Here is a 19,144-nt window from a genome sequence, read left to right on the forward strand (position 1 = left end):
CGCACCCCTCGGTACGGCAGGCGATGACTGATCGTCCGCTGCTGTTCCTGGACGTCGACGGGACGCTCCTGCCCTTCGGCGGCTCCGCCGGGGCGTCGGACGACGGCGTCAACCCTCTGCTGGCCGGTCTCGACGCAGGACACGGCCGCCGGCTCGCGGCGTTGCCGTGTGATCTCGTGTGGGCCACGACCTGGATGCACGACGCCAACGAGGTGCTCGCGCCGCGGCTCGGTCTGCCCCCGCTGCCGGTCGTCGACTGGCCGGACGACGAGGACGACGGTGGCCGGCTGCACTGGAAGACGCGCCGACTGGTCGAGTGGGGCGCAGGCCGCCGGTTCGTCTGGCTGGACGACGAGATCACCGACGCCGAGCGGAGGTGGGTGGCAGGGAACCACAGCGCGTCCGCGCTCCTGCACCGCGTCGACGCACGCCGCGGCCTCACCGACGCGGATCACCGGCTCGTCGCGCGATGGCTGAGCGGGTAGAACCTGGCGTCTTGCCCGAGCGACCGCAGTGGACGGGGGAGGGGCTCAGGCGACCCGGTCGCGTGGTATCGCCCGGGTGGGCAGCACCAGGACCTTCCCGTCCTCCTTCTCGACGAGGCCGATCTCGACATCGGGAAGATCCGACACGGACACGGTCTCCTCGGCCGCAAGCCGGCGCAGCCGGCCCGGCCAGGCCAGTAGGTCGTTCACCTCGCCCTGCGTCAGCAGGCGATCCGTGAAGCTCTTGGTGGGCGCGCGCAGCCGCAGGTCCGCGAGGGCGCCGAGGAGCGCGTGCAGTTGGTCCTGGAGTTCGTCCACGCTCCGCTGCTCGTCCTGGAGCATCGCCGTGAAGCGGCGGAAGCTGAGCTCCGGCGACTTCTGGGCGTGCTCCACTGCTTGGAGCACCGCGACCCGTCGCTTCGTGGCGATGGCCAGTGCGGCCAGCCGGAGTTCGACGAGGAAGGCGCCGTCGGGCTTGTCGATCCCGGGGAATGCCTTGACGAGGTCGGCGACCTCGACACCGTCGGAGGAGAATGCCGCGACCTTCGCCCGCCATGCGCCCGCCCGGCGCCGGGCGGCGGCGATGGCGGTGTCGACTGTGTGTACGGCGGCGTCCAGGCCGAGGGAGTGCCCCGCCTCACCCTTGTCCAGCAGGAGCGCGGTCGCCCGCTCGACGGCCGCCGTCGCACCGTGGAGGCGGTCGCGTTCGGCGTCGAGGTTCTCGGCGGTCAGCTCCTCGAGAAGCTCGGTGACTCGCTCCATGGCCTTGCGGCGCTGCTCCTCGGCGTACACGCTCGCGGCGGTGGCCACGGCGAGCAGCACGAACGACGCCGCGGCGGTGACGATACCGGCGGCGGTCGCCGCCTTCGCGGTGCCGCTCACCGCCCCGGTGACGCCCGGCCGTGACGCGTCCGCAGCCACCGGCACAAAGGTGGCCTTCTTCACGATGCCCGTCTTGCCGAGGATGTCGCCGTAGATGCCACCCGCAACGGCTGTGGACGACATGGGCCGGACGAGACCGTCACCGAGCTGAGAGGCCACCGACCTCGGCACCACCATGCGGTACAGCGTCTCCGTCGACCCCGCAGCGCCGGCCGAGGCCGCACCGCTCGGCGTTCGCAACAGCCTCCGGAGCTCCATTGCGAGCGGCGAGGCGGCGTCCAGGAGGCGTCCGCCTCGAACGTCCGTCGCTGCCGGAAGCGGGTACGCCTCCACCGTGACGAGCGGTGTGTCGAGGAACGCGGCGAGCGCCTGTCGTAGCCCGGCGAGCCGCTCCGGTGACATGCCCTTGTGGTCCACGGGAAGCTCAGCCGCCCGCGAGGTCTTCCCGGGCTCCGTCGCCAGGGTCCACACCGGCACCTGCTGATGGTCCGTCACGCCGTTCCACCGTTCCTAGTCGTGGCGAGCGCCATGAGACTAACCAGTGCGCCGCTGATCGGCAGACCCGTGTCTGCCTCCGGACACGGCCTGTCATGCTCGAAACGATGACCACCGAGCGTCCCCACGGTTCCCGCCGCCCGCGCCGCCGCATCCCGCGCGTCCTGCTGATCATCGGCGTCCTCGCGGTGCTCGCCGCCGGTGCAGCGGTCGTGGTGCCGCTGGTGCGGCCACCGGGCCCGCGACCGGACTTCCAGCTCCCGGTGCCCTGCGGCGAGACGTGGCGGTTGTCCACCTATCCGGGGCACGACGACTACGACGTCGACCTCTTCCCGACCTCCGGGGACGCGTGGGGACGGCCGGTGCTCGCCTCCGCCGCCGGCACCGTCACGGTGGCGGGGATCAACGGCTCGCTGGGCGGTCGTACCCCGGAGGATCCGGACGGGCCGCGGGGCCGCGGCGGCGGCTACTGGGTCAAGATCGACCACGGTGGGAAGTGGGAGACGCAGTACCTGCACCTGCTCGAACCGCCGTCGGTGAAGGCGGGTCAGCGGGTGGCCCGGGGTGACCAGCTCGGACGCGTGGGCAGCACCGGGAACTCCGGCGCCCCGCACCTGCACTACGAGCAGCGCCGGGGCTGGGAGAAGGTGGAGGCGTACTTCGACGGCGTACCGTCCGGGATCACGTCCGACGACCGCGAGTACTCGGTGCGGCTGACGAGCGGGAACTGCCCACCGACGGGCCCGTGACCGGGCCGTCAGTCTCCGCCCGCGGCCGGCCCGGCGCGGCGGGCCCTCCCGATCCGGCCGAGGTGGGTGTGCTCGAACCCCTCGGTCGTCTTGAGGCCGTAACCCAGGGCGCGGTCGACGGCGATGTGGAACGCCCACGCGACGGCCAGGACTCCGAGCCAGTCGATCCGGTCGCCGGACGCGGCCGACGCCACGGCCACCGCGCCGAGTACCGCCGGCAGCGTGTACGAGTGCGCCGCGTTGTAGCAGACGGCGCCGACGCGCGGCCCGCGCAGGTAGCCGAGCATGGGCAGGTCGAAGACGAGGAAGAGGGCGAGCAGCGACCACCACGGGTACCCGGCCGCGATGGTCACGACGACGGCGAGGGCCGCGACGGCGACGGCCTCCGCGCGCTGCGCCGTGACCGGGTCCAGCTGCGGCATCTCCCACCTCGATGTCTGTCCGTGGCCACCGCTCAGGGCCCGATCACCCCGGTGGCCGAGGTGGCCGGAGGCAGCCGGCTCGCGCCGTCACCAGCCCCGACAGGGTACGTGCCGGAGGCCGTGCGCCGGCGGCCACCGCGACGGTCAGCCGCCGAAGCGTTGCCGCAACTGGAACTTGAGCACCTTGCCGGTGCCGCCGCGGGGCAGCGCGTCGAGGCGGTGGATGCGCGCGGGCACCTGGTGCGGCTCCAGCCGCTGGGAGAGGAACGCGGCGAGCGTCGCGTCGTCCAGGGCCGGGTCGGCGGCCACGACGGCGGCGACGATCTCGCCGTGCTCCGGGTCGGGCAGCGCGATGACTGTGGCCTCGCGTACCGAGGGGTGGTCGTAGAGCGCGGCCTCGACCTCCAGCGACGACACGAGCTTCCTGTCCGTGGTGATGACGTCGGTCATCCGGTCGAACAGGAACAGCTCGCCGTCGGCGGTGGCGCGCCCGAGGTCGCGGGTGCGGGTCCATCCGCCGGCGTGGACGCGGTCGTTGAGGGCCTGGTCGAGGTACAGCCGCTTGGGCGCCTCGCAGCGCAGCCACACCTCGCCGAGTTCGCCCGGCGGCCGCGGCTCGCCCTGCGGGTCGACGACGCGCATCTCGGTGCCGCGTCCGGGGCGTCCCAGCCACATCGGCCGGTCCGGGTCGACGTTGCCCAGGATGATCGCCGGCACCGCCTCGGACTGCGCGTAGGCGTTGGCGATGGTGGCGTTCGGCATGGCGGCGAGGAGGTCGCGGGCGATGCGCGGCGGCATGATCGCCGACGCGTTGCCGATGGTCTTGACCGAGCCGAGGTCGTAGCGGTCCTGCGGGCGGATGGCGGCGAGCCGGATCGCGGTCCACGGGGTCAGGATGAGCGTCGCGCAGCCGTGCGCGGCGAGCAGGCGGGCGATCTCCTCCGGGTCGTCCGGGGAGCACACGATCAGCGGTGACGGCGTCGTGGTGGCCAGCACCGCGACAGTCGTCGCGCTCGACGTGGTGCCCAGGGGCATCGGCGCGAGCAGCGGCGCGGGGTCGACCAGTTGCCCGAGGGCGGCGGACCCGCGCCCGTACGTCAGGTTGCCGTGCGGGTTGGTGAACGGCTTCGCCGGGCCGGTGGTGCCGGAGGTGTAGAGGATGTCGGAGATGTCCTCGGGGGTGACGCCGGTGTCGACGGTGCTTGTGTCGCCCTGGTCGAGGTCGGCGACGACCACCGACCAGCGTCCGGCGTCGTCCCGCCACGGTGGCAGCGCCGCGCCGCGGATCACGCCGGCCACCGCGCACTGGTCGAACCGGCGGCGCAGCTCCACCGCCGGCATCGTGTCGTTCACGTGTACGGCGGTGGCGCCGGCCTTGAGCACGCCGAGGTAGGCGACCGCGTAGTCGATCCAGTCGTCGCCGCCGAACAGCAGCGCCACCCGGGCGCCCCGGCCGGTGCCGCCGAGCCGGTCGAGCACCGCGCGGGCGACGGCGTTCGAGCGCCGGTCCCAGTCGCCGTAGGTGATCGCCGTCTTGCCGCGGACGTTTATCGCCTCCTGCTCGGGCATCAGGCCGGTGCGGTGCCGGAGCAGGTCGGGCACGACGACCGCGGACGTGGGCACACTCATGGGTCCTCCCTCGGATGGCGCGCTCAACTCCACCGGTACACGCGGTGGAAGTCTTCGATCCGGTCGAGCAGCAGCAGGCCCCGGCCGGCCACGTGACTGTCCAGGACGGACCGGTAGGGGCCGGTGTCCAGGACGGCGTCGCGGACACCGAACGCCCGGTCGGCGGTGTGCCGGTTCCACTCGTCGAACTCGGCGACGGTGAGCCGGCGGCGTTCCTCGACGGCGCGGGCGAGCGGGCGGGCCGCGAGCCGGCCGGCGGCCCGCTCCGTGACGACCCCGCTGAAGAACTCGGACCCGCAGCCGGAGCCGTAGGAGAACAGGCCGATCCGGCGGGCCACTGTGAAGTCGGCGTGGTCGATCAGCGAGCACAGCGCGAGGTAGAGCGAACCGGAGTAGAGGTTGCCGATCTGGCTTGTGTACGACAGCGACGGGGCCACCCGCGCCGCGAAGTCCCGGTCGATGTCGGCCGGCGCCATGCCCTTGGTCTTGCGCAGCAGCGTACGGTGGGCGCCCTTGACCATCCCGGCGAAGGGGATGTGGAAGACGAGGTGGTCGAACGTGGTGACGATGTCGGCGCCCTCGACGCGGTCCCGGTAGGCGGCGAAGCAGCGTTCCAGGCAGGTGAGATAGGCGAGCAGCGACAGGTCGGAGTTCACCACGTCGACGTCCGGCCGGGGCCGCAGCGTGTCCATCACCTCCTGGGTGTGGTACCCGCTGGCGCCCAGGTCGAGCCGCAGCACGTCGGGCGTACGGCTGACCAGCATCGCGACCGCGCCGGCGCCCTCCGACGGCTCGAAGTAGCTGCCGGCCGCCGCGACGCCGGCGATGTCGGTGGCGACCACGAGCGCCCGCGCGTCCGGCGCCGGGCTCGCGGCGATGATCGCCGCCGCGCTCTGCAGGGCCGCGGTGCCGCCGTAGCAGGCGTGCTTGACCTCGAACGACCGGCAGCGCGGCGGCAGGCCGAGAAGGTCGTGGACGTAGGTGCTGATCGGCTTGCCGAAGTCCAGCCCGGACTCGGTGGCCACCACCACCAGTTCGATCGCCTCCCGCTGCTCCGGCGACAGCGCGTCGACCAGCGGCCGGGCGGCGTTGACGGCGTGGGTCACCTGGTCCTCGCAGGGCAGGCTCACCGACCGGTGACGCATCATCAGGTTCGGCAGCCGCGACGGGTCCAGGCCGCGCGCCTCGAACAGGCTCGGCACGTCGACGTACGCCCGCCCGGGGTAGACGTGGAGATCCTCGATGCCGACCGCCGTGGTGATCATCCTCGGGCCTCTCCTCTTCGTGGATCCCTCACCGTCGCGGTCCCTGACGTTGTACGGCCCCGGGCCGGGCGTGTCTGCTCAGAGTTGAGCGCCCGCGATCGGCCCGGCCGGTTACCATCCCGGGTCATGACGAGATACGTCGCTCTGTTGCGTGCGGTGAACATCGGTGGCGGTAGCTCGATGGTGATGACGGAGCTGAAAGAGGTCTTCGTCACCTGCGGCTTCGACGGCGTGGCGACGTACATCCAGAGCGGCAACGTCGTGTTCGGCTGCCCCGAGACCGACGAGGCCGCGATCCTCGCCGAGATCGACCGGGGCATCAAGCAGCGGTGGGGCCGCGACGTGCCGGTGCTGCTGCGCAGCCTGGCCGAACTCGACGCGATGATCGCCGCCAACCCGTACCTCGACGTGCAGACCGATCACACGAAGCTGCTCGTCACGATGCTCAGCAGCGACCCCGGCGCGGACAAGCAGGCGGCGCTCGCCGCCCCGCCCGGCGAGACCGGCACGCTGACGCTGCTCGGCCGGGACGTGTTCGTGCACGTCCCCGACGGGTACGGGCGCAGCAAGCTCAGCAACGCCTTCGTGGAGAAGAAGACCGGCGTGGTCGGGACGACCCGCAACTGGCGCTCGGTGCTGAAGCTGCGCGACATGGCGGCGGCCTGACCGCGTACCCGTCATCGAGGGCTCACCACTGACGAGCCGGACACGGCGCCCGAGGCGTCGGCGTCGGCGGCCCGCCCGAACCGGTCCGCCAACGACAGCAGCGGGCCGGTGAGAAGCGTCGTGACCAGCGCCATGATGAGCAGGGCGAGGAACAGCGGCGGGCTGAGGATGCCGGCCTGGAAGGCGACCTGGAGCACGATGAGCTCGGTCAGCCCGCGCGTGTTGAGCAGGATGCCGATCCGCGTGGCCTCCGCGGGGGAGCAGCCGCCGAGCCGGCTGCCGAGATAGCCGCCGCCGATCTTTCCGACGAGGCCGAGGGCGAGCACGACGACCACCAGCGACCACGGCGTGCTGCCGACCGCGCCGGTCAGCGCGGTGAGCCCGGCGCTCACGAAGAAGATCGGCAGCAGCGACCGCCCGAGCCGGGACACGGCGCCGGTCGGCGCGTCCCAGGGCTCGCCGGGCGGCACCGCCAGGCCGACCAGGATCGCGCCGAACACGGCGGTCAGCCCGAGGAGATGGACGCCGAAGCCGACCACGAGAGCCACCACGCCGAGAACCACGGCACTGGCGGCGGGCCACCGGCCGCACCAGCGTGCCGCCCGGCCGCGGCGCAGCACCCACCGGATCCCGCCGGCCAGCAGCAACGCTCCGGCGAGGACCGCCATCGCGCGGCCGAAGGTCGCCGGGCCCCCGGCGCCCAGCCCGACGGCCAGGGACAGCAGCAGCCAGCCGATGACGTCGACGACCACGGCGGCGGCCAGCGCGAGGGCCCCGGCTGCCGTCTCCGTCAGGCCCCGCTCGGTCAGCAGCCGCGCCAGCACCGGTACGGCGGTGATGGACAGCGTCACCGCGACGCCCAGCACGAAGGCCGGCACCGGCGCGTCGCCGCGTACGGCCGGGCCGGCGACGAACTGGACCCACAGCGCGACGAGCACACCGCAGACCAGCGCCGGGACGATCGCCCCGGCGGTCACCCAGGCCAGCCTGCGGTCGTCGCGCGCCGGCCCGACCCGCAGCTCACGCGCGAGGCCGACCAGGAAGAGCACCAGGGCGCCCTCGGCGACCAGGCGCAGGAGTGCGCGTACGTCCTCCGGCAGCACCGCCGCCAGCCCGTCGTGACCGGCGAACAGGACGAGGGCCGGGCCGACGAGGAGACCGGCGACGATCTCCCCGATCACCGGCGGCTGCCGCAACAGCCGCGCCACGGCTCGTCCGATCCCGCCGACGAGCAGCAGCGCCACGAGCAGCGCGGCTCCGTGCAGGAGGACCAGGACGGCGCTCACGCGGACAGCTCCCGGTCGCCGCGCAGCAGGCGCGCGCCGTTCACCGGCCGGATCGGGTCGGCGCCCCACCGGGCGGGCTCGTACTGTCCGCACTCCACGTACCGGGTCAGCGCCGGCTCGTTGATCAGGAGATATCCGCCGGGCAGCTGATCCACCAGCTTCGCCGCGCGGAAGTGCTTGAGGAACAGCCCGACGCGGGACCGGGTGGTGCCGACCATGCTGGCCAGCTCCTCCTGGGTGATCTTCGCGTCGATCTGCATGCCGAGGTTCAGCCGCCGGCCCACCTTGCGGGCCAGTCGCAGCAGGGTCGCGGCCAGCCGGTGTTCGCTGTCCATGGTGACCAGTTGGGTGATGGCCTGCTGCTGGTCGAGCAGCTTGGCCATGAGGAACCGGGTGAAGTGCCAGTTGAGCTGCTCGTCGCTGCTCAGCAGGTCGAACAGCTTCGCCGAGTTGACTCTCCTGATCACACTGTCGCGCATGGCCCGGGCGGTGTCGTGGCGTGGTCCGCCGAGCAGGCCGAGCTCGCCGAACATGTCGCCCCGCGTGTGGATCGACAGCAGGCACTGCTTGCCGTCCGCGGAGGACGCGATGGTCTTGAACTGGCCGACCTCCACGAGGTACATCCGCAGATCGTGGTCGCCGGAGTTGTACGCGGCCCCGCCTCGCGGGACATGGGTGCGGACGGCGAAAGTCGGATCGTCCCGGATCAGCCGATTCAGCTCGTTACGCAAACTGGTAGTGGCGCCGGCGATTCGCAAGGAGGCCTCCTGGCGCCCGATGTCGGTGCTCGGGCGTGTTGTCAGGTTCCTGAACATTCGCTGGTGAATGCGTGACGCTATCAATCGTTGACAGTGCAGCCGCAACGCCGGCAAGTAATTTGTCAGCGCGGTGTCGGCTTCCTGTCGTAATTGCAATACGGCTCGTGCCGGCCGTTCGTCCCGTCGGTCGCCCTCGGTGTGCCGGGTGCCCGGCAGGGGAGCGGTTCCACCACGTAGTCGCAGGTGAGGGACGTTAAACCGGGTGGAGGCATGGTGCGACCCGCGATGTCCATCGATCTGTGGTGTCTGATTCCTTCCACGTTCGGGACGCGTTCATCCAGTGAAGCAAATGCATGCAAGGGGCCTTCCGAAGGGTGTGGGCGAGGGTTGCACATACTGCTCGATTGAGCAGCATTAATGCCCGCCGCCATCGTAACTAATTGGGTGGCAGGTGTCTACGCAGAGCAATGACCAGGCATTTTGTGACCTCGGTTCGGTTCGTAGGGGGTGATTGTCAGCGGAATGGGAACCGGCTGGCCTTTTTAAGGATTTAGGTCAATTTGCCTCGCGGAGCAGGCGCTCGGTGACGAGCTCGGCGTGCCGGGCCCGCCAGTCGGCCAGCGGCTCCGCCGCGACGAGCCGGTTGAACGCCCCGACGTCGGTGGAGGCCGGCACCCGGTAGTTCAGCCGCTGACCCGCCGTGCCGCGCAGGGCTGCGGTGGTGGCCTCCCGGCAGTAGGCGGCGCAGACCGACGCGAGCACGTGCCGGTCGTCCCGCCCCGCGACGCCGAGATCGGCGCGCACCTCGTCCAGCGGACGGCCGAAGTGCGTCCGCTCCAACTCGGCGAGCCGCCGCGGACCGACGTCGGCCAGCCGGTCGTAGCGCAGGAACATCCGGTACAGCTCCTCGGCACGAGCGGCGAACAGCGTGCCCCGGTGCGCCACCGGAGACCGCGCGCCGAGCTCGAACAGGTCCGGATCGGGCGCCTCGCGGATGTCGGTGACGTCGAGCGCGGCGAGCAGATCCTTCGCCGCGTCCGAGGTGGCGGCCTCGGCGGTGCACTGGTTCACCGTCGTCGTGACGACGAAGTCGGCCCCGAGCGCGAAGGCGGCGGCCACGGCCGCCGGGGTGCCCACCCCGGCCACCCCGATCCGCGTCCCCGGCGCCTCCCGGTCGCGCAGGGCCACCAGGACCGGCACCAGCGCGTGCGCGTCCCGTTCGACGGCCACGTCGGTGGCGACCGCCTCCCGCGCCGCCGCGCCCGCGGACGCGCTGTCCAGGTGCCCGGCGGCGGCCAGCGCCCGTACCGTCGCCGGGTCGGCGGGGCGCAGGAACCGGACCGCGGTGGCCAGATCCGGGGCGCGGACCATGACCTGCCGGGGACCGTCGCCGTGCCGGAACCGTACGAGCTGCGGCGACACCACGGCGAGCGGGCCGGTGACCTCCACATGGCGGACGTCGTGGGCGAGGTACAGGTCGCACAGGGCCCGCTCGTCGCCACCGGACGGCCAGGCCATGCCGTACCGGCGGACGTCGCGCAGCTCGGCCAGGGCGGCCCGGATCTCGGCCGGGGCCAGACCCTGGGCGCCGAAGAAGCCGAGCTGCCCGGCCTCGGACAGCCGCCGGAGGAACGCCGGTGACGTGACGCCGAACGGCGACGACCCGGCCAGGCAGGCGTACCGGATGCCGTAGTCGGCCCGCAGCCCGGACGAGCCCGCCGGGCGCGGACGCGACGCGGCGGCCGGCGGCAGCCCGGGGTCGTGACCGCGCGCCACCGGCGCGGCCATCGGAGGCGGGACCGGCGCGGGCGGCGGGACGGGCGCGGCCACCGCGAGCGGCCCGCCTGGAGCGGGCGCCGGCAGGCTCCCGGCGGCCCGGCGCCACATCTTGGTCAGCACCTCACCGGGACCGACCTCGACCGGCTCGGTCACCCCCGACCGGGCCAGCAGGCACATCGTGTCCCACCACCGGACCGGCTCGACGAAGTGCCGCAGCAGCGTGCCCGGGATCTCGCCCGGGACATGGGGCAACCCGGTCACGTTGCTCACCACCGGGATCGACGGCGGCGCCGGCGCGACGTCGCGCAGGGCCACCGCGAACGCCTCCGCGGCGCCGGCCATGAACCGGGAGTGCGCCGGCACGCTGACCGCCAGCGGCACGCAGCGGCCGGTACCGAGCCGCCGCACGGCGTCGACGACAGTGCGGACGCCCGCCGTGCTGCCGGCCAGCACGAACTGGTCGGGCAGGTTGTGGTTGGCCAGGTCGACGTCCGGGATCTCGGCCAGCAGCTCCGTCACCCGCGACAGCGGCAGGCCGAGCACCGCCACCATGCCGCCGCCGGTGACGCTCTCCATCAGCCGCCCACGGCGGACGACCAGACTCAGCGCGCTGTCGAAGTCCAGGCAGCCGGCGAGATGCAGCGCGGCGTACTCGCCGAGGCTGTGCCCGGCCACCACCTCGGGTGGCGGCCGGCCGTCCGCCAGCGCGGCCCGGGCGGCCAGCACGCTGACCAGGAACACGGCGGGCTGCACGTACCGGGTGCGGCCGAGGTACTCGCCCCGGGCGTCCCGGCACAGCCGCGCCGGTGGCACGCCGATGATCCGCTCGGCGGTGGCGCACTCGGCGGGGAACCGGTCCAGGAGACCCTCGCCCATGCCGGGGTGCTGCGAGCCCTGCCCCGGGAAGACCCACGCGCGCACGGCGATCACCGTTCCCAGGGGTAGCGGCCGTGCGCGACGAACTCCGTGATCCGCTGCCGTACCGCGGGCGCCGACATCAGCCGGCCGAACTCGGTCACCGCGTGCTCGCGCAACCGGTCGTCGACCCCGGAGAACGCCCGGAAGTACCGCTTGGCGTCGCCGACGACCACCGGGTCGAGGCGGTTGAGGCGGAACAGGAGCTGCCGCAGCACCGTCTCGGGACGCTCGGCGACCTCGTCGACGAGATGGATCCGGTACGCCTCGGCCGCGGGGATCGCCTGCGTGCTCAACGTCGCGGCGTACGCCTTCTGGAACCCGACCCGCCGCACCAGGAACGGCAGCACGCAGCAGGGCAGCAGCCCCCACAGCGCCTCCGGCAGCGCGAACGTGCTGCGGGCGGTGGCGTGCACGAAGTCGCTGGCGGCGGCCAGCCCGACACCACCACCGGCGACCTGCCCGTCCACCTGGGCGATCACCACCCGCGGCACGGTGGTGAAGCGTTCCAGCAGGGCGAAGAACGCCGCGCCGCCGTCGGAGGCGCCACCGTCACCGGCGGCGCTCTGGAAGTCCATGCCGGTGCTGAACACGCCGTCACGCCCGGCCAGGACCACCGCCCGGCAGCCGGCGTCGCCCTCGGCCTCGTCGAGCGCCGCGTGCAGCTCGCGCAGCGTCTCGTCGTCGATGCCGTTGCGCCGCTCCGGCTGGGCCAGCGTGACGCGCAACAGCCCGGGCTCGCGCCGGAGCTCGATCGTGCGGTACGCCATCGGTGCTCAGGCCGCGCCGCTCGGCACCTGCGGCAGCAGCAGCGTGTCGCGGATGCTGCCCTCGATGAACAGCCGGTCCCAGGTGCCGCCGCCCTTGGACTCGTGCAGCCGGCGCCGGCCGAACACCTCGCTGGCCATCTCCTTGCTCCGCTCCAGCTCGGCCAGCTCGTGGTAGTCGTCGACGCTGCGCAGGTGGATCAGCTGGAACAGGTGGTCCTGCTGGCCCCAGGTCTGCTCGTACAGCGTCGCGGTGACCCGGCCGGCGAGCCGCTCGTTGACGAAGTGCTGCCAGTGGGCCGCGTACATCCGGCCCTCCTCGCGGTACTCGTACTTGACGTCCGAGGTCCGCATGACGATCGCGCCCGCGGTCGCGGAGTTGATCTGCTGCTCCGGCGGCTGGTTGAGCTGGGACGAGGCGGGCGGCACGAAGGTCGCCGGCTCCGCGTCGTCGCCGTCGTGGTCCATCCCGTGCTGCGGTACGAGCACGTCCTCGTGCAGGCTGCGGTGGACGAAGATGCGGTCCCAGTTGCCGCCGCCCTTGTGCGGCAGCCGGTCCTCGTCGGAGATCCGGCGGAACTCCAGGTCGTGGTCGACCATGTTGAGCAGGATCCGGTAGTCCTGCGGGGACTTCAGGTGGATGAACCAGTGCATCCGGTCCCGGCCGCCGAACACCTCCTCGAAGGCGAACGAGGTCGCCACGCCCTCCTGCGAGGTGTTGATGTACTGCAGCAGGTCCACGCTGAACTGGCGCCCCTCGGCGGCGAACCCGTAGGCCATCTGGCCGACCCGGTGCAGGATGAAGCCGGAGTTGAGCGTGTGCAGCACCCGCTCCAGCGGCAGCGACGATTGGTTCAGCGCGCGGTACGGCTCGACCGTCGTGGTCATCGGTTCGCTCCTCAGGTGAGATCGCCGGTTCCGGCCCGTTTCTACGGGGACGGCCGACGGCGTGTCTGCTCACGGTTGAGCGGGCGCCGGAAGCAACCGGCCTGCTCAACGTTGAGCAGGCGAAGCCGGTACGACTGCCTAGCGTGATGTCTCGGCCGGGATCCACGGCCGTCGACCCTTCCCAGGCGGGCAGGTGCCGTGACGCAACAGACCGATCCAGCCCACGCCGTTGTCCTCTCCGCCGCCGATCCGGAGCGGCTACGCCGGTCCGCGTACCGGCTGCGCGAGCACGTCTCCACCACGGAGCCGGCGCTCGACCTCGCCGACGTGGCGTACACCACGCAGGTCGGCCGGATGCCGTTGCCGCACCGGCTCGCCGTGCGGTGCGCGAGCGTCGCGGACCTGGTCGGCGGACTCGACGCCTACCTGCGTGGCGAGGCCCGCGACGGGGTGCTGCACGGCGTCGCCGGGGTGCCGTTCGAGCCGGCCGCCGCGCCGACCGACGCCGACGCCGCCGCGGACTGGGTCGGCGGCGGCCTGGTCGACTGGCGGCGGTACTGGCCGGGCCCACGCCCGCGGGTGCCGCTGCCCGGCTACCCCTTCGGTGCGGCGCCGCCGGCCCCGCCCGCCGCCCGGCCGCGCGATGAGGCCGGGTCGCTGCGGGCCTACCTGGTCGAGGTGTACGCCGAGGTGTCCGGCCTGCCCGCCGAGTCCGTCGACCCGCTCCTGCCGCTGACCGAGCTGGGCCTGTCGTCGTTCCTCGTCACGCGGCTGACCGCCCGGCTGGAGAGCGACCTGGGCGAACGGTCGCGGACGCTGTTCTTCGAGCACGCCACCCTCGCCGAGGTCGCCGCGGCGCTGGCGGCGGCCGGCCGCACGGCGCCCGCCGGCGCGGTTCCCGCCGAGCCAGCCGGACCTACCGGACCCGCCACACCCGCCGCACCCGCCGTACCCACCGCACCCGCGGCGCCGCCCGCCCCGGCCGTCGGGCCGGCCCCGGCCGTCGCCGGGGCGCGGGAGCCGGGGGAGGAGCACGAGACGGAGATCGCGGTGATCGGCGTCGCGGGACGCTATCCGCGCTCGCCCGACCTCGACGCGTTCTGGGACAACCTCGTCGACGGCCGCGACTGCGTCACCCCGCACCCGCCGGACCGGGCGCGACCGGGATGGCCGACCCACCTCATGGACGGCGGGTACCTCGACGACGTCGACCGGTTCGACCCGCTGCTGTTCGGCATCACCCCCCGCGACGCCGCCCTGATGGACCCGCAGGAGCGGCTGTTCCTCGAAGTGACCTGGGCCGCGCTGGAGAGTGCCGGGTACACCCGCGCCCGGCTCCGGGAGCGGCACCACTCCTCGGTCGCCGTGTACGCCGGCGCGATGTGGAACGAGTATCCGCTGTTCGGGGCGGAGCGGACCCTGCGCGGCGTCCCGCAGGACTCCGGCGCGACGCTCGGCGGCATCGCCAACCGGGTGTCGTACTGCTTCGACCTGCACGGCCCGAGCCTGACCGTGGACACGATGTGCTCCTCCGCGCTGGTCGCGCTCGACCTCGCCGTGCGGAGCCTGCGGCGCGGCGAGGCCGAACTGGCGGTGGCCGGCGCCGTCAGCCTGTCGCTGCACCCGAACAAGTTCATCCAGCAGCACCGGATGAAGCTCACCGCGAGCGACCGGCGCAGCCGGACCTTCGGTGCCGGTGGCGACGGGTTCGTACCGGCCGAGGGGGTCGGCGCGCTGATCCTCAAGCCGCTGCGGCGGGCGCTCGACGACGGCGACCCGGTGCACGCCGTGATCCGCGGCACCGCCGTCGTCCACGCCGGACGGACGAACGGCTACATCGTGCCCAGCCCGGTCGCCCAGGCCGAGGTGGTACGGCGGGCGCTGCGCGACGCCCGTACCGGACCCGCCGAGATCGGCTACGTGGAGGCGCACGGCGCCGGCACGGCGCTCGGCGACCCGGTCGAGATCGACGGCCTGACCCGGGCGTACCGGGACGCGGCCGGGACCGGCCTGCCGCCCGGCAGCATCCCGATCGGCTCGGTGAAGTCGACGATCGGGCACACCGAGGCCGCCGCCGGGCTCGCCGGTCTCACCAAGGTCATCCTGCAACTGCGGCACGGCGTGCTCGCGCCGTCGCTGCACGCCGACGAACTCAACCCGAACATCCCCTGGGACGCCGTGCCGTTCCGGGTGCAGCGGCAGCGGGCCGAGTGGACCGGACCCCGGGTCGCGGGCGTCAGCTCGTTCGGCGCCGGCGGGACCATCGCCCACGCGATCGTCGCCGCGCCACCCGCCCGTACCCGGCCGGCCGCACTGCCCGGCCCGCAGCTCGTCGTCCTGTCCGCCTACGACGAGGATCGCCTCGACGAGGTGGTGCGGCGGCTCGTCGCGTACCTGCGCCGGGACCGCGGACCGAGCACGGCGGACCTCGTCGCGGCGGTCCGGCGGATCGCCGCCGGGGAGCATGCCGGCTCGGCCGCCGACCACGCCGCCGCGCTGCTGGCGCACGACGGGCCGGCCCTCGCCGACATCGCCTACACGCTCCAGGTCGGCCGGGAGCCGCTGCGGCAGCGGCTGGCGGTCGTGGTCGAGGACGTCGCGACGTTGTGCGAACGCCTCGCCGGCTACCGCACCGACCCCGCCGTGCTGCGCGGGCGCGCCCCCGTGGCGCCGGACCCGGACGCCGCGCCGCCGGCCGGCGCGAGCCTGACCGACCTCGCCCGGCACTGGGTGACCGGCGGAGCCGTCGACTGGGCCGCGCTCCACGAGCCGGGCCGGACCGTCGTGGACCTGCCGGCGTACCCGTTCGCCCGCATGCGCTGCTGGGTGCCCGAGGACGCACCGGCGGGCGCCGGGCCGTCCGGCACGCATGCGCCGATCGCCGAGCCGGCGCCGGCCGTCGGGGCGACGCCGTCGCCGTCGCCGATCGTCGAGCCGGCGGCCGCCGAGGTGCCGCTCTACGTCAAGGGGTGGGAGCCGGACCCCGATCCCGGATCGGCCGCGTCGCCGGTGGCCGGGGTGATGCTGTGCGTCGGCGGCAGTCCCGATCTCGTCGCCCGCCTCGGCGGCCTGGCCGTGCACGACGTGGCGGACCTCGCCGCCGTGCTGTCCCGCGTGCCCGACGTCGGCGGGCTGGTCGGCCTGCCCGGCGGGCCCGGCTGGGAGACCCGGGTACGGATGGTGCAGCGGCTGCTGGCCGAGCGTCCCGCCACGCCGGTGCGGATCCTGGAGACGGCCGTCGGCGACGTCCGCGCGGCCGGCTTCGTCAAGGTCCTCGGCGCCGAGTACGCCCGCGTCACCGCCACCGTGCTGCACACCGACCGCCCCGGCGAAGACACCGACCTCGCCGCCCGGATCCGGGCCGAATGGGTACGGGACGACGCCTACGGCGAGGTCCGGTACGCCGGCGGCCGTCGGTACCGGCCGCGCCTGGACCTCGTACCGGCACCCCATGCGCCGCTGCGTTGCGACCCGGCCGGGGCGTACCTGGTGACCGGCGGCACCCGGGGCGTCGGCGCGCTCGTCGCCCGGCACCTGGCCGGTCACGGCGCCCGGTCGATCGCCCTGGTCGGCGTCCACGCGGACACCGGGGTCGCGGACGACCTGCGCGCCCGCGGCGTGCGCGTGCTCCAGCACGCCGGCGGGTTCCCCGGCGTCGAGGAGTTCCTGCGGCAGGTCCGCGCCGAACTCGGCCCGCTGCGGGGCGTCGTGCACTGCGCCGGTGTGGAGAGCCGGGGCAACCCGGCGTTCCTGCACAAGGATCTGGCGGACGTACGCGCGGTGATGGCGCCCAAACTGGACGGTTTCGAGACCCTGGCGGCGCTGTGCGCCGCCGACCCGCTCGACTTCTTCCTGGTGTTCTCCTCGGTCTGCGCCACGGTGACCGGGCTGGCCGCCGGGGTCTCCGACTACGCCGCCGCGAACATCGCCGTCGACGAGCTGGTCCGCGCCCGGATCGCCGCCGGCCGTACCGAGTTCCGCTCGGTGGACTGGCCGCAGTGGGCACAGACCGGGTCCACGAGCGGACGCCCCAACCCGTGCGCGCCGGCCGGTCTCGCCCCGCTGGACGACGCCGCCGGACTACGCGTCGTCGACCGCGTGCTCGCCCTGCCGGCCGGCGCGGTGGTGCTGCCGTGCCCGCCGCTGGGCGACGCCCCCGACCCGGACGCTCTGCTACGGCTGCGCCCGCGCCGCCCGGCCCCGGCGTCACCCACCGCCGTGACGGGCGTTCCGGCTGCCGGTACGCCCGCCCCGGTCTCGGCGACGGCCTCGACCCCAGCCCCGGCCCCGGCGCCAGCCCTGGCTACGGGCACGGGAACGGCGCCAGCCACGGCTACGGGCACGGCCACCGTCCCGGTGGCGTCGGGTGGGCCGGCGGTCCCGCCGGGGTGGCTCGTGGGCATCTTCTCGGCGGCGCTGGGCATTCCCGAGCGCGACCTCGACCCGACCGTCGAGTTCGGCGACCTGGGCGTGGACTCGGTGCTGCTCGGCGAGCTGCTGGTCCGTATCGAGGAGCGGCTCGGCACCCATCTCGACCCGGCGACGTTGCTGCTGCACCCCACGTTGGAGCGGCTCACCGCCCACCTCGGCGTGCAGGCCGCGAATCCCGAGCCCGAGCCGGTGACTGCGGCCGAGTCGCTGACGGCGCCCGAGCCCGTGACTGCGCCCGTACCCGTTGATGAGCCTGTGCCGACGGCGGCGCAGGCGGCGGCGGTGGGCGGCGGGGCGCGGGCGGACCTGGACGGACGGGTGGCCGTGATCGGCATGGCCTGCCGGTTCCCGGGGGCGACCGACGTCGCGACGCTGTGGGACAACCTGCTCCACGGGCGCTGCGCGGTCACCGAGGTGCCGGCCGAGCGCTGGGACCACCGCCGCTGGTACTCGCCGGAGCCCGGCCTCGGGCGGTCGATCAGCAAGTGGGGCGGCTTCGTCGAGGGCATCGAGTGGTTCGACCCCGGCTACTTCGACATGGGCGACGACGAGGCCCGCTGCCTGGACCCGGCGATCCGGATGTTCCTGGAGGGCACCGCGGAGTGCCTGGCGGAGGCCGGGTACGCCCCGGACGAACTGCGCGGCCGGCGCGTCGCCGTCGTGGCCGGAGCGCGGCTGTCCGACTACGGCCGGCGCGTCCCGATCCGCACCGACGTCCTGCGTTCCGACCAGAACTTCATCGCCGCCCGCGTCGCACACCACTTCGACCTGCGCGGCCCGAACCTGGTCGTGGACAGCGCCTGCTCGTCGTCGCTCGTCGCGGTGCAGGTCGCGTGCCGCAGCCTGCTCGGGGGGGAGTCGGAGCTGGCGGTCGTCGGCGGCGTCGAGGTGCTGCTGGACCCGGAGACGTACCTCGATCTGAGCGCCGCCCGGGCGCTGTCCCCGACCGGCCGGTGCTGGACGTTCGACGAACGCGCCGACGGCTTCGTACCCGGCGAGGGCTGCGGCGTGGTGCTGCTCAAACCGCTGGCGGCCGCGCTCGCCGACGGCGACCGCGTCCACGCCGTGATCGACGGCGTCGCGGTGAACAACGACGGGCACACCATGGGCGTCACCACCCCCAGCCCCGCCGCCCAGGCCGACGTGGTCCGGCAGGCGCTGGCCGCCGCCGGCCGGCGGCCCGCCGACATCGCGATGCTCGAGGCGCACGGCACCGGCACGCTCATCGGCGACCCGATCGAGCTGCGTGCCCTCAACGACGTCTTCGGCGACCGGGCCGGCGGCCGGATCGAGATCGGCAGCGTGAAGTCGAACCTGGGCCACCTGCTCAGCGCCGCCGGCATGGCCGGGCTGTTCAAGGTGGCGCTCGCCCTGGAGCACGGCACGATCCCGCCGACGCTGTTCTGCGACACGCCGAACCCCCGGTTCGACTTCGACCGCTCGCCGCTGCACCCCACCACGGAACCGGTCGGCTGGCCCGCCGGATCAGAACGCGTCGCCGGCGTCAGCTCGTTCGGTCTCGGCGGCACCAACGCCCACCTCGTGCTCAGTGGCGCGCCGCCGGGACCGGTCCGCCGGACGCCGCTGCCCCGGCCGGTGTTCCGGCGCCGGCGGCTGTGGCTCGACGGCGACGCGCCGGCCGAGGCGCCACCCCCGGCCCGGCCGGACGCGGGCGAGCCGCTCACGGCGTCCCTGCTGCGGCTGCAACTCGTCACCACCGACTGACC

The 19,144-nt window shown here is 73.8% G+C and carries 13 protein-coding genes; 4 read left to right on the forward strand and 9 right to left on the reverse strand.

Annotated elements, in window-relative coordinates; genetic code table 11:
• Positions 1-23: 23 nt before the first annotated feature.
• Positions 24-485, forward strand: a complete 462-nt coding sequence (locus ABIH81_RS20595) for an HAD domain-containing protein (protein WP_349876526.1) — start codon at positions 24-26, stop codon at positions 483-485.
• Positions 486-530: 45 nt separating this feature from the next.
• On the opposite strand, the gene ABIH81_RS20600 is transcribed toward ABIH81_RS20595, so the two are convergent.
• Positions 531-1,862, reverse strand: a complete 1,332-nt coding sequence (locus tag ABIH81_RS20600) for a hypothetical protein (RefSeq protein WP_349876527.1) — start codon at positions 1,860-1,862, stop codon at positions 531-533.
• Positions 1,863-1,969: 107 nt separating this feature from the next.
• On the opposite strand from ABIH81_RS20600, the gene ABIH81_RS20605 reads away from it, so the two are divergent.
• A complete protein-coding gene (locus tag ABIH81_RS20605; protein ID WP_349876528.1) occupies positions 1,970-2,611 on the forward strand; it encodes a M23 family metallopeptidase in 642 nt (213 codons plus the stop codon).
• Between the two features lie 8 nt (positions 2,612-2,619).
• On the opposite strand, the gene ABIH81_RS20610 is transcribed toward ABIH81_RS20605, so the two are convergent.
• The 3 genes from ABIH81_RS20610 to ABIH81_RS20620 all read right to left on the reverse strand — a co-directional run bounded on the left by ABIH81_RS20610 (position 2,620) and on the right by ABIH81_RS20620 (position 5,927).
• Positions 2,620-3,033, reverse strand: a complete 414-nt coding sequence (locus ABIH81_RS20610; protein WP_349876529.1) for a DUF4260 domain-containing protein — start codon at positions 3,031-3,033, stop codon at positions 2,620-2,622.
• A 144-nt stretch (positions 3,034-3,177) separates the two neighbouring features.
• Positions 3,178-4,662 (reverse strand): class I adenylate-forming enzyme family protein, encoded by a 1,485-nt coding sequence (locus ABIH81_RS20615; protein ID WP_349876530.1) that lies wholly within the window; start codon positions 4,660-4,662, stop codon positions 3,178-3,180.
• A 23-nt stretch (positions 4,663-4,685) separates the two neighbouring features.
• The gene (locus ABIH81_RS20620) at positions 4,686-5,927 is read right to left on the reverse strand and encodes a hydroxymethylglutaryl-CoA synthase (protein ID WP_349876531.1); all 1,242 of its coding nucleotides are present in this window, start codon (positions 5,925-5,927) and stop codon (positions 4,686-4,688) included.
• Between the two features lie 126 nt (positions 5,928-6,053).
• Here ABIH81_RS20620 and ABIH81_RS20625 point away from each other — a divergent pair, with 126 nt between their 5' ends.
• Positions 6,054-6,593, forward strand: coding sequence for a DUF1697 domain-containing protein (locus tag ABIH81_RS20625; protein WP_349876532.1), 540 nt, complete (start codon positions 6,054-6,056; stop codon positions 6,591-6,593).
• 11 nt (positions 6,594-6,604) lie between these two features.
• Here the strand turns inward: ABIH81_RS20625 and ABIH81_RS20630 are convergent, their stop codons facing one another.
• The 5 genes from ABIH81_RS20630 to ABIH81_RS20650 form a co-directional block, all read right to left on the reverse strand.
• On the reverse strand, positions 6,605-7,879 hold the full coding sequence (locus ABIH81_RS20630) for a cation:proton antiporter (RefSeq protein ID WP_349876533.1): 1,275 nt from the start codon (positions 7,877-7,879) through the stop codon (positions 6,605-6,607).
• Positions 7,876-8,502, reverse strand: a complete 627-nt coding sequence (locus tag ABIH81_RS20635; RefSeq protein WP_349876534.1) for a Crp/Fnr family transcriptional regulator — start codon at positions 8,500-8,502, stop codon at positions 7,876-7,878. Before ABIH81_RS20635 ends, ABIH81_RS20630 begins: the two co-directional genes overlap by 4 nt.
• A gap of 690 nt (positions 8,503-9,192) precedes the next feature.
• On the reverse strand, positions 9,193-11,337 hold the full coding sequence (locus tag ABIH81_RS20640) for an acyltransferase domain-containing protein (RefSeq protein ID WP_349876535.1): 2,145 nt from the start codon (positions 11,335-11,337) through the stop codon (positions 9,193-9,195).
• Between the two features lie 5 nt (positions 11,338-11,342).
• A complete protein-coding gene (locus ABIH81_RS20645; RefSeq protein ID WP_349876536.1) occupies positions 11,343-12,101 on the reverse strand; it encodes an enoyl-CoA hydratase-related protein in 759 nt (252 codons plus the stop codon).
• A 6-nt stretch (positions 12,102-12,107) separates the two neighbouring features.
• Positions 12,108-12,986 carry a DUF6039 family protein gene (locus ABIH81_RS20650; RefSeq protein ID WP_349876537.1) on the reverse strand — a complete coding sequence of 293 codons (879 nt, stop codon included), beginning with the start codon at positions 12,984-12,986 and terminating at the stop codon, positions 12,108-12,110.
• A 198-nt stretch (positions 12,987-13,184) separates the two neighbouring features.
• Here ABIH81_RS20650 and ABIH81_RS20655 point away from each other — a divergent pair, with 198 nt between their 5' ends.
• Positions 13,185-19,142, forward strand: coding sequence for an SDR family NAD(P)-dependent oxidoreductase (locus ABIH81_RS20655; protein ID WP_349876538.1), 5,958 nt, complete (start codon positions 13,185-13,187; stop codon positions 19,140-19,142).
• The last annotated feature ends 2 nt before the right edge of the window (positions 19,143-19,144 follow it).

It is taken from the genome of Micromonospora sp. HUAS YX12, from assembly GCF_040215685.1.
In the GTDB taxonomy this organism is placed as follows: Bacteria; Actinomycetota; Actinomycetes; order Mycobacteriales; family Micromonosporaceae; genus Micromonospora; species Micromonospora tulbaghiae.

Excerpts from the sequence above, each read along its gene's own strand:
- ABIH81_RS20595 (WP_349876526.1), top strand. The coding sequence starts at position 24 with ATGACTGATCGTCCGCTGCTGTTCCTGGACGTCGACGGGACGCTCCTG.
- ABIH81_RS20620 (WP_349876531.1), bottom strand. The coding sequence starts at position 5,927 with ATGATCACCACGGCGGTCGGCATCGAGGATCTCCACGTCTACCCCGGG.
- ABIH81_RS20625 (WP_349876532.1), top strand. The coding sequence starts at position 6,054 with ATGACGAGATACGTCGCTCTGTTGCGTGCGGTGAACATCGGTGGCGGT.
- ABIH81_RS20610 (WP_349876529.1), bottom strand. The coding sequence starts at position 3,033 with ATGCCGCAGCTGGACCCGGTCACGGCGCAGCGCGCGGAGGCCGTCGCC.
- ABIH81_RS20650 (WP_349876537.1), bottom strand. The coding sequence starts at position 12,986 with ATGACCACGACGGTCGAGCCGTACCGCGCGCTGAACCAATCGTCGCTG.
- ABIH81_RS20635 (WP_349876534.1), bottom strand. The coding sequence starts at position 8,502 with ATGTACCTCGTGGAGGTCGGCCAGTTCAAGACCATCGCGTCCTCCGCG.
- ABIH81_RS20615 (WP_349876530.1), bottom strand. The coding sequence starts at position 4,662 with ATGAGTGTGCCCACGTCCGCGGTCGTCGTGCCCGACCTGCTCCGGCAC.
- ABIH81_RS20605 (WP_349876528.1), top strand. The coding sequence starts at position 1,970 with ATGACCACCGAGCGTCCCCACGGTTCCCGCCGCCCGCGCCGCCGCATC.
- ABIH81_RS20645 (WP_349876536.1), bottom strand. The coding sequence starts at position 12,101 with ATGGCGTACCGCACGATCGAGCTCCGGCGCGAGCCCGGGCTGTTGCGC.